The sequence below is a fragment of the Chryseobacterium sp. 27AL genome, assembly GCF_057815395.1.
Map to the genome: position 1 here is coordinate 1 of NZ_JBYRIW010000057.1, position 255 is coordinate 255.

The window sequence follows — 255 nt, forward strand, 5'->3', positions numbered from 1 at the left end:
ACATCTATTACTTGTAAGAATCATTGAACTTATCACTGGTTTTAAACACCCTGATGCTATCCGTTGGTACAGGATGATTATCTAATAACACTTCAAAAGAACTGTTATCTGAAGCTATCTTAAATTCCAGCTTGGCTTGATTGCCTACTTTTTTAAAAACACCATTGGTCTTTTCCCAATTAAAGTATGCGTATCCCGTATACTGTTGATCTTTGCCTGTTTCCCAAGTGAAATTCAATTCTTTGGGGATGGCTC

The 255-nt window shown here is 36.1% G+C and carries 1 pseudogene; it reads right to left on the reverse strand.

Going from position 1 to position 255, the window contains the following annotated elements:
• Positions 1-7: 7 nt before the first annotated feature.
• Positions 8-255, reverse strand: a pseudogene (locus AC3WV0_RS18175) (DUF2931 family protein); the annotation flags it as partial.